This is a genomic window from Streptomyces sp. NPDC051133 (genome assembly GCF_040682635.1).
Lineage (GTDB): Bacteria > Actinomycetota > Actinomycetes > Streptomycetales > Streptomycetaceae > Streptomyces.
In genome coordinates this window covers 1-9,574 of sequence record NZ_JBFBBK010000105.1, presented here as the reverse complement: position 1 = coordinate 9,574, position 9,574 = coordinate 1, and the positions used below count along the sequence as shown (strand labels likewise).

10 protein-coding genes are annotated in these 9,574 nt (G+C 71.8%); 2 read left to right on the top strand and 8 right to left on the bottom strand.

Translation table 11 applies throughout. The features are described 5' to 3' along the window. Window positions 1–113 precede the first annotated feature (113 nt). From dmpI to AB0N17_RS44330, 4 genes are all read right to left on the bottom strand, one after another. Complete coding sequence (gene dmpI / locus AB0N17_RS44345; RefSeq protein ID WP_265565712.1) at window positions 114–296, bottom strand: 4-oxalocrotonate tautomerase DmpI; 183 nt, start codon at window positions 294–296, stop codon at window positions 114–116. A gap of 92 nt (window positions 297–388) precedes the next feature. Then, window positions 389–1,255, bottom strand: coding sequence for a LysR family transcriptional regulator (locus tag AB0N17_RS44340; protein ID WP_366017377.1), 867 nt, complete (start codon window positions 1,253–1,255; stop codon window positions 389–391). Window positions 1,256–1,289: 34 nt separating this feature from the next. Further along, the gene (locus AB0N17_RS44335; RefSeq protein ID WP_366017376.1) at window positions 1,290–2,411 is read right to left on the bottom strand and encodes a winged helix DNA-binding domain-containing protein; all 1,122 of its coding nucleotides are present in this window, start codon (window positions 2,409–2,411) and stop codon (window positions 1,290–1,292) included. Between the two features lie 407 nt (window positions 2,412–2,818). Beyond that, the gene (locus tag AB0N17_RS44330) at window positions 2,819–3,943 is read right to left on the bottom strand and encodes an ABC transporter substrate-binding protein (RefSeq protein WP_366017378.1); all 1,125 of its coding nucleotides are present in this window, start codon (window positions 3,941–3,943) and stop codon (window positions 2,819–2,821) included. 225 nt (window positions 3,944–4,168) lie between these two features. Between AB0N17_RS44330 and AB0N17_RS44325 the strand changes: the two genes are divergently transcribed. Then, window positions 4,169–5,317 (top strand): magnesium and cobalt transport protein CorA, encoded by a 1,149-nt coding sequence (locus tag AB0N17_RS44325; protein ID WP_366017375.1) that lies wholly within the window; start codon window positions 4,169–4,171, stop codon window positions 5,315–5,317. Between the two features lie 96 nt (window positions 5,318–5,413). Beyond that, window positions 5,414–6,271 (top strand): hypothetical protein, encoded by an 858-nt coding sequence (locus tag AB0N17_RS44320; RefSeq protein ID WP_366017374.1) that lies wholly within the window; start codon window positions 5,414–5,416, stop codon window positions 6,269–6,271. Here the strand turns inward: AB0N17_RS44320 and AB0N17_RS44315 are convergent. The 4 genes from AB0N17_RS44315 to AB0N17_RS44300 form a co-directional block, all read right to left on the bottom strand. Further along, window positions 6,259–7,119, bottom strand: a complete 861-nt coding sequence (locus tag AB0N17_RS44315; protein WP_366017373.1) for an aldo/keto reductase — start codon at window positions 7,117–7,119, stop codon at window positions 6,259–6,261. The genes AB0N17_RS44320 and AB0N17_RS44315 overlap by 13 nt on opposite strands. Then, a complete protein-coding gene (locus AB0N17_RS44310; protein WP_366017372.1) occupies window positions 7,053–8,249 on the bottom strand; it encodes a cupin domain-containing protein in 1,197 nt (398 codons plus the stop codon). The genes AB0N17_RS44315 and AB0N17_RS44310 overlap by 67 nt, the downstream gene beginning before the upstream one ends. Before the next feature lie 90 nt (window positions 8,250–8,339). After that, entirely contained in the window at window positions 8,340–8,507 is a 168-nt protein-coding gene (locus tag AB0N17_RS44305; RefSeq protein WP_366017371.1) for a hypothetical protein, read from the bottom strand. 226 nt (window positions 8,508–8,733) lie between these two features. Next, complete coding sequence (locus AB0N17_RS44300) at window positions 8,734–9,210, bottom strand: ATP-binding protein (RefSeq protein ID WP_366017370.1); 477 nt, start codon at window positions 9,208–9,210, stop codon at window positions 8,734–8,736. Window positions 9,211–9,574 lie beyond the last annotated feature (364 nt).

Genomic DNA, 9,574 nt, shown 5'->3' with positions numbered 1-9,574 from the left:
GAGCACGGACGGGGCGGCAGGGGGCCGCCACCGCACACGAGGGGGAAGGCCCGTCATGGGGAACAGGGACGCACGGGTGCGGGGGCTGGCGGCCCCCCTATCCACGCCCGCGGCTACTTGTCGGCGGTGAGCTTCCCGGCGGCGCCCCAGCTGTCCGCGGGGACCTCGTGGATCCACACCTGCACGGTCTCCGCCGGGATCCGGTACGCGTCCACGAACGCGTCGGTGACCCGCTTGACGAGATCCCGCTTCAGCTCGACGTCGCGCGGACCCTGCTGGATGGTGACGATCGGCATGTCTGAACTCCCCTGATCGGTGTGCCTGTTCGGTGGGTCCAGTCCATCGCGGTGCGGCTCCCGGACCAAGGGGCAGTCCGCGACCGCAGCGATCAGCTTTCGTGATCGCCGCAGGCCGGCACCAGTTTCTCCAGGTGCGGGGAGGGGCCGGCGACGGGTACGGCGAGGCCGGTGGCCAGGGCGAGTCCGGGTGCGGCGAAGGGGACGTACGCCACCCGGGGCGTGTGCAGCACGCGCGCGTGGGACGCGTAGACGACCGTCCACAGCGGCCGGGCGCCGATGGTGGCGAGGGTGTCCTGCAGGGAGCCGCCGGCCGGCCCCGGGACCGGGTCGAACCCGGCGGCGCGGCAGGCGCCGAGGACCAGGTCGACCAGGGCGGGGTTGTTGCGGCGCGCGGTGAGCGCGAGGGGCAGTGCGGCGAGGTCGGTCAGCTCGATCTCGTCCCGCCCGGCGAGCGGGTGCGTGGCGGGCAGGGCGGCCACCAGCGGGTCGGGCCACAGCGGCAGCACCCGTACGCCGGGCGGCGGTTCGGCCGACCGGACGAACGCGGCGTCCAGCTCGCCCGTCGCCACCCGGGCCAGCCGTTCGCCGACCGGCAGCGAGTACAGCTCCACCGGTACCTTCGGTGCGCGTGCGGCGAACGCGGCGAGCACCCGGTCCAGATGCTCCCCGAGTCCGGTGCTGGTGCCGAGCCGCAGCCCGGCGGGCGGAGCGACCGCGGCCCGCGCCTTCTCGGCCGCGCCGAGCACCGCCCGGGCCTCGGGCAGCAGCCGCTCCCCCGCCGCGGTCAGCCGCACCCGGCGCGGTGAGCGGTCGAACAGCTCGGCGCCCAGCTCCCGCTCCAGCCGCTGTATCTGCTGGCTGACCGCGGACTGCACGATGTGCAGCCGCTCCGCCGCCCGCCCGAAGTGCAACTCCTCGGCGACCGCGACGAAATAGCTGAGCTGGCGCAGTTCCATGGGCCCGACTGTAGAGCGTGCGCCCGGACGCGGTTCACCGCCGTACGACCGTGCCGAACCGGATGTCGTACGACGCCCCGGGGTGCATCAGCCGCAGCATCCGCTCCGCCTCCGCGGTCACCTCCTCCTGCTCGGCCCTGGTGGGCTTCCCGAACGGCTCGATGACCAGGCACGCCTCGTCGAGCCTCCACAGACCGGCCAGGAAACCGTCCGCGAGGAAGGTGCGGTGGGCCTGGTTGCCCTGCCAGGTACGGCCGCGGTACTCGGGCGGTACGACCCGGCCGCGGTCGGCGTGGCCGAGGAGCAGGTTGTCGAACTCGGGCAGGAAGCGGGGCGGGGCCGGGGTGGCGGGGTCGGGGCGCGGGGCGTCGGGGAGGTCGAACAGCTCGGCGCCGGACGGGCCCCGGAAGGTGAGCAGCCGCGGGCGCAGCCGCTCGAACGCGGGGCGCAGGCGGGTGAGTCCGGCCCAGGCCTGCATGTCCTGGACGGACGCCGGACCGAACGCGGCGAGGTAGCGCAGGACGACGGTGTCCGGCGCGGGTGCCTGCGCGGGTGGCTGCGCGGCGGGACGGCCCAACCAGTGCTCGGCGGTGGTCAGGGCGACCTGGCCGCTCGCGCCCCACAGGCCGCGCGGGGTGACCTGGACCAGCGGCAGCGTGCAGCGGGCGGCGACGGCCAGGGCCCGCGGATCGGCGTCCGGCCACTCGGCGCCCAGCGCCGTCCGCAGCGCGGCCATGGTCCGCGGCTCGGCCTCGACCAGTTCGCGGGCGAGCCGGGCCAGCCGGTTGAGGTCGACACCGGCCAGCCCGGTACGGAAGCTCCGCAGTTCGCGGTCCCGGGCGGGCTGGACGAGCGGCCGCAGGGTGAGACAGTCCTCGGCGGTGTGGGTGTGCAGGGTGGAGCGCAGGGTGACGATGCGGGCGACCTCGCGGCCGGCCATGAGGGCCGACAGCTGCTGGGGCGCGAAGCCGTCGAGGCGGGCGGCGAGTGCGTAGTACGGGGGTGTGACGTTCTGCGCCTGCAGGCCGAGCAGATGGTGCACGGCGTCCGGGACGGAGCGGGGCGAGCGGCGCAGCAGGAGCTGCCGGTCGAGGGTGGCACGGTTCAGGGCACGGGCGTCCAGGAGGGGAGCGCCGGCTGCGCTGCTCTGGGTCATGTCGGCACACGCTAGCGCCGGGGGCGGACGGGTGCGCAGGCGCTGCGGCCCACCGGTGCGGCGGCACTGCGGCCCACGGGCTCGCCGGCACTACGGCCCACCGGTTCGGCGGCACTGCGGCCCACGGGCTCGCCGGCACTACGGCCCACCGGTACGGCGGCACTACGGCCTACGGGGTCGCCAGCACTGCGGCCCACCGGCTCGCCGGCACTACGGCCCACCGGCTCGCCGGCGCTGCGGCCCACCGGTTCGGCGGCGCTGCGGCCCACCGGTCCCGGCGGCGCTGCGGCCCACCGGCTCGCCGGCACTACGGCCCACCGGCTCGCCGGCACTACGGCCCACCGGCTCGCCGGCACTACGGCCCACGGGCTCGCCGGCACTACGGCCCACCGGCCCGGCGCGCCCGCTCAACCGGTGTGCAGGACTCGGAAGCTTCCGGGCTTCTGCGGGTCCCGGTCGGCGACCTGGACGGGTGCCCAGGCCCACTGCCACACGCTGCTGCCCGGCGGGCGGGAGAACGTGATCGGCCCGCGGGTGCCTTCGACGGCGACGTGCGGCCAGGACGCGGCGGTGCGCGCCCGGTCTTCCGCGCCGTGCGAGCGCAGCGCGTCGGCGAGGACGGCGACCGTGTCGTAGCCCTCGAAGGCGACGAAGGAGGGCGCTTCGGACAGCCGTTCGCGCAGGGCCGCCGCGACGCGCGCGCCGAGGGGGCCGAGGCGCTCGGGCAGGTAGCGCAGGAACGGGATCGCGGTGCCGTCGTCGCCCAGCAGCGCCGCCCATTCGGTGGACTCCGGCTGCCCGGCCGGAGCACCGACCAGGACCTCGGCGAGGCGCCGGTCGCGGCGGACGGCCCGGACGATCGGCACCGCCGGGTCGGGGTGAGCGACCAGCAGGAGGAGAGCCGTCGCGCGGCTGTCGGCGAGTGCGTCGCACAGGGCCGCGGGGGTGAGCGCGTCCGGGTCGAGGGCAACGACGGTGCCGCCGCGCGGAGCGAGGTGGTCGCGCAGGATGCGGGTCCCCGACGCCCAGTAGACGCTCGGCTGGGCCGCCACGGCGATGTGGCGGTGGCCCGCGCCGAGGAGGAAGTCCGCGTAGATCCGCCAGCCGTGGGACTGCGCCGGGGCGAGGCGCGCGACCTGCTGCGCCGGCCGGTCGGTGAGCGCGTCGAGAACCGCCGACGAGCAGAGGAACGGCAGTCCGAGGGCGTCGGCCCGGGCGGCGGCGGCGCGCGCGACGACGCTGTGGTACTCCCCCGCGAGGGCGGCCACGCCCAGGCGGGCCAGTTCGTCCACGGCCGCCTCGGCCCGCCGCGGGTCGGCCGCGGTGTCCCGGACCACCAGCTCCAGCGGCCTTCCCGCGATCCCGCCGGCGCCGTTGACGTCGTGCACGGCCAGCTCGAGTCCGGCGAGCAGGTGGCGGCCCGCCTCGGCCCAGCCGGGCCGGGTCAGCGGAACGAGGGCACCGATCCGCACAGGTGATCCGTCGGTCTCGTCCCGCCGTGGCCGGCGCCCCTGGTCGATCATGCCGGACATTGCATCCGCCGCCGTCGCCATCGGGCAACCGATTATCCGTCCGCCGGGCTCCGGGGCACCGTCGCCGTCGTCGCTGTCGCCGCCGCCGTCGCCGTCGCCGTCGCCTCAGGACTCTCACCGGACCCTGACCGTGGCGGGCGCCGGGGCCGGGGATCGCGTGGATATCCTGCTCGTACCCCCGCCTTAGTGATCAAGCCGTCCGCGGGCTCGACGGAGAGGCAGCCGATGTCCGAGCGAGAGAACGGCAGGAACGGCGGCCGCAGGTCCGTCTGGCGCCGCCTCACCCCGCCCCAGACGCCCGCCGGGAACGAGACGCCTGCGCCCGCCCCCGGTCCGGTGGAGGCGGCCGAACCGGCGAGCGTCGTGCGTGCGGCGCTGTACCGCGACGGCGTCCGCGTCTCCTCCCCCGCCACGCTCGCCGAGACCTACCGCGCGCTGCGTGAACAGCCGTCGGGCATGGCGTGGATCGGCCTGGCCGGCCCCACCGCGGACGAACTGCACTCCCTCGCCGCCGAGTTCGGCTTGCACCCGCTCGCCGTCGAGGACGCGATGGAGGCGCACCAGCGGCCCAAACTGGAGCGGTACGGCGACACGCTGTTCGTCGTGCTGCGCGCCGCCCGCTACCTCGACGCGCCGGAGGAGGTCGAGTTCGGCGAGCTGCACGTGTTCGTCGGCCCGGACTTCGTCATCACCGTCCGGCACGGCGCGGCGCCCGGCCTGTCCGCGGTCCGCCGTCGCATGGAGGACACACCCGAGCTGCTGAGACTCGGCCCGGAAGCGGTCCTGTACGCCATCCTGGACGCGGTCGTCGACGGGTACGCCCCGGTCGTGTCCGGCGTGCAGAACGACATCGACGAGATCGAGACCGAGGTGTTCCGCGGCGACCCCGAGGTCTCCCGCCGCATCTACGAACTGTCCCGGGAGATGGTCGAGTTCCAGCGCGCGACCCGCCCGCTCGTCGGCATGCTGCACGGTCTGATGGCGGGCTTCGCCAAGTACGAGACCGACGAGGAACTCCAGCGCTACCTGCGGGACGTCGCCGACCACGTCACCCACATCAGCGAGCGCGTCGACGGCTTCCGGCAGGCGCTCAGCGAGATCCTCACCGTCAACGCGACCCTGGTCACCCAGCAGCAGAACGCGGAGATGCGGGCACTGGCGGAGGCGGGCTTCGAGCAGAACGAGGAGATCAAGAAGATCTCGTCATGGGCGGCCATCCTGTTCGCTCCGACGCTGGTCGGGACGATCTACGGCATGAACTTCGCCCACATGCCGGAGCTGCACTGGGCGTTCGGGTACCCCTTCGCGATCGTCCTGATGGCCATCGTATGTGCCAGTCTGTACATCATCTTCAAGCGGAAGGACTGGCTCTGAACCGTCGACGGCGTCTGCGACGGTGTCGTAGAGGCGTCCGTCGTCACCGGCTCATGTCGGACCACCCCTCGCTGCCCCGCTGCTACGGTCGCGCGTATGACGCTCTCGGTCTCCAAGAGTCAGGCTGTTGACCTACGCGTACAGCCGGTTGACGAGGTTCTCGATCGCGTCGAGCGGTCTCTGCAGGTGCGTTTCCTCCCGGATACGGTGGTGCGCAAGCGCCGGTCCGTGGGAGCCCGGACGGACCGTGAGACCTGGGTCCGCATCGAGCGACGCCTGCTCGCCAAGATCACCGATCAAGGATGGAACGGCGCGGAGTGCGCCGCCCGTTTGAACGGCGTCGCCCAGCCGGCATGGCGCGGATGCGTGGTCTGGCGGGACGCGAACGAACCGGTGATGTGGCGGGCCGACGAAGCTGACCTTCTGCAGGCCGCTCCCGTCGGAAACGCAATTCTGAGTGAGGCCCCCGAACTCCCGGACGCGTGGTGGGACGGATTGAACGCCTCTCTGGACACGCTGGCAGCGCACCGGACGAGGCGGGTCGCCACACCTGACACCGAGACCATCACGCAGGCGTCGGTCAGCGAGGCCGTCCGAGCTGCCTTTCCCGGCGACTTCGATACGACCGTCCAGCGTTGGGTGCCGGCCCATGCCGACCTGAACTGGGCCAATGTGACCGCCCCGGTGTTCGGTCTCTTCGACTGGGAGGACTGGGGGAACGCCCCGCAGGGACTGGATTCCGCCTCCCTGTGGGGGAGCTCGCTCGCCGTCCCGTCTCTGGCCGAGCGTGTACGGCAGGAACGCCGGTCGGACTTCGAGAGCAGGGACGGCAAGCTGATGACGCTGTTCGTCTGCTCGAAGATCCTCGGACCGTACGCGCACCCGGAAGATCCCCGGTCGAAGCCCGCGCGGCGCATGGCCGAGCAGGTCATCGATGAGCTTCAGGCGGGCTGATCACGCGAGCGGTCGCGGAGAAGCCTCCGGTACTCCTGCACGGTCCGCTCGTCCACCTGGCCTGCCAGGGATCCGACGAGTGCCCCCAGGTGAGTCGGTTCGTCGGTGCCCACGGCGACGGAGCCGACCCGCGGGAGGTGATACGCGGCTCTGAACGCTGCCTGGACGCGGGAGAGCCCACCGCCGCCGTCCCGGAGAAAAAGGCGCGGGTCGACGCTGCCCCACACCGAGGCACTGGCACTGCCCCCGAAGGGGCTCATTCCCCAGACCTCGCCACGAGCCAGATTCCACGCATTGATCAGGGTGTCCGCTGCGTCCAGCGTTCTGGCGCCGACCAGCAGGCCGGCGCGCACCATGAGAACCGATGGCCTCGGAACGGCCGGGTCGACCAGGCTCGACAGCGGTGACGGATCCCACGACGCCACGCCCCAAGCGGCACACAGCCCCTTCTCCGTTGCGTCGTCCAGGACGGTGCACGCCGCGGCAAGCAGATCCTTGTCGTGCGGCCCAGCTTTCCGGAGGGAATGTTCCGGGTTGTGCAGGAACACAAGGTCCGGCTCCCGTCCGAGGTCCTTGGCCGCCTCTCCCACGGCCGAGTTCAGCCGCATGGGATCCAGGGAGTGCCCCGCCCCGTCGGGCGCTGGAAAGTAGCCGACCTTCGTGGAGACCGTGAACTTCGGCAGCAGGTCACCGGCTGTCCGAGCCAGGATATGGTGGGAGCGGAAGCCGAGGTAGTTGGTGCTGGTGTCGAGCGACGTGACGCCAAGGTCCAACGCCTCGGTCAGGATTCGGCGTTCGTGACGAGACCGGTGTAGCCCGAGGACAACTCGGGGGTCAGGACCGCGCACAGATCCTCCTCTACCAGGATCTCGGCGACCTCGACCACTTCCGCTCCGACGACGGCCGAGGCCCGTTTCAACACGACCGGCCTGCCGCTCAACAGCAGACGCAGCGCCGGCAGGGCCTTGGCCGCGAAGCTCAGCTTTTTCCCCGATGCCAAGACGTCGACCGTCTCCCCACTCTCCTGGATCCGGGGAGGGAAGTGGGTGGTGCACACCACGACGTCGAGCGGTCCGAGGATGTCGAGGAACGGCACGTGCCGGGGCAGTGTCGTCTCCTTCTCGTACGCGGCCAGGTAGTCAGCCGGGGAGCGCTCGCCGAGCAGTGCCGTGGCTGCCTCGGCCAGAGGTACGCCGTCGGAGCCGTGCCAGCGGTCCAGATCGTGCCTGAAGATCTCGTGCTCGCGGCACCAGTCAGCGAGCCAGGCGAGCCAACTGGCGCCGGTGCGTTTGGTGATGCCGAACGTGACGTGGAGGCTCTTCCCCGAGCCGCTGCCGGTCCGGGTCGCCTGGTGCCATTGGCCTCGGGGGATGTGCATGACGTCGCCGGTCCTCATCACGCCGGACCAGATGATCTCATCACTCGGATTGTTGTTGGGGTCGGAGTCCCGATACATGGGGACCTTGCGGGAAGCCGCCCGCACCTCCCACTCCTTTTCGCCCGCGAGTTGCACGATCACGACGTCGTGATCGTCCCAGTGCAGGGGAAAGCCGGCGGCGTCGTTCGTCGTCAGGTACGCGTTGACCTGCACACGCTCATGGGACCACCACTGCAGCGCCCGGCACGCGACCTCCATCGTCGGATCGAAGACGTTGGCCTGGTCGAGGATGAGCGTCGCGCCTTCTCGCAGAAGGTTGCCGAGACTGCGTATGTCGACCATGGGGATGCTCTGGCCCCGAGGGCTGACGCTGTCGGTGTAGTAGACGGCCGGGTGCACCTCGACTCCCTGCTGAAAGCAGCGGAACTGCGGACGGCTCAGGCTCCTGCGCATGGCGATGTCGAGCAGCCGGTTGGGGGTCAGGAGGCGGGAGAGGAGTGCGGGATCGTCCAGACCGCCCCGCGCGAAGCCTCTGCCCAGTTCCTCGGCTCCGCTCCACCCGAGTGCTGTCTCGATCGCCTTGATCAACTGATGTTCCATCGCTGTGCCTCCAAGGTTGTGGTCACTTGATGCGGACGGCGGGGCCGGCACAGCCAGTCGTGCCGGCCCCGCCGCTTGGTGCGCGCGTGCCTACTCGCTGTCGTGCAGGTTGCCGTCGCCGCCCGGCCACGGCGCGTCGCCGGAGCTTCCGGCGTTGTCGGACCGGAGGCTGTCGTACCGGTCGTGCACGGCGGTCAGCTCCTCGACCGCCTTCAGCAGGCCGCTGCGGACCGGAGGCAGTGCCGTGCGCTCTTCCACCTCGTACTCCTTCCTCTTCGGGTCTCCCGCCAGGGATCCGGCGGGAGGTCATGGCCGCCTCACGGCCGTATGAGAGATGGCTTTCCGCGAGGCGGCGGTCACCGGGTGGCTGGGTGAGCCACGGTTTTGCACCTACGACGACCGGGCGTCCCGGCTGCTCATCGGCAGGAGGGCCGCGTCCTGGCGCATGTTGGCCTCCAGGACGCGCTGGTCCATTTCGCCGGCGTCAGCCACTCGGGCTCGCCTCCGACCCGGCGCTTGACCCAATCGCGGACAAGCCACGCGGACCGGCAGCAGCAGGGCTCGCCTCCACCGCCATGGGCAGCGCCATCTCGGCCCGTACACGCTTTCCGGGGCGGGCGGGCTCCCAGGCACAGCGCGCCGCGAGTAGTCGGACCAGCGCCAGACCACGCCCGTTCTCATCGTCCGCTTGGGCACAACGAGTCCGCGGGACCGACGGGTCACCGTCCAGGACCTCGATGCCCAAGCGACGGGGCCAGTTGGACAGGGTGACGGTGATCGGCCCCGCCCCGTGGATCACGGCGTTGGTGATGAGCTCGGAGGCAGCGAGTCGGATGGCGTCGGTTGTGTCCTCGTTCAGCGGCACACCCCATGCGCGTACCTTGTCGACGATCTCACGCCGAGCCAGGGGCACCTCGGATTCAATACCCGCGAGGACGAACCGATGGACGAGCGTGGGCATGGCGGACGCCTCCGAAGAGCTGGGGGGCGGCTCCATCCCCGACGAGGCACGGGAATGGAGCCGCCGATCTGAGGAACCGCGCCGCAAGCGTTCGACTGACTTCGCTCGTTGGCGGCTGATACTCAGTCAACGGGGCTGCCCCGGCCCACCGGAACGTTTCTAGGGGGTTTCTCCTGGGGACGACGCCCATCCCGTACTCGGGCACGAGAAGTAGCCTTCCGACTACGCCTGAGGGGACGACAGGAGTGACGACGTGCCTACCGAGCCGTTACTGACTTTGGAGGCGGGTTGTCGTAGGGGCTGACGGTCGGTGACCGTCGCGGTATGCCGGGTGTATGAGGTATCCGCAGGGTGGGGGTCTGAC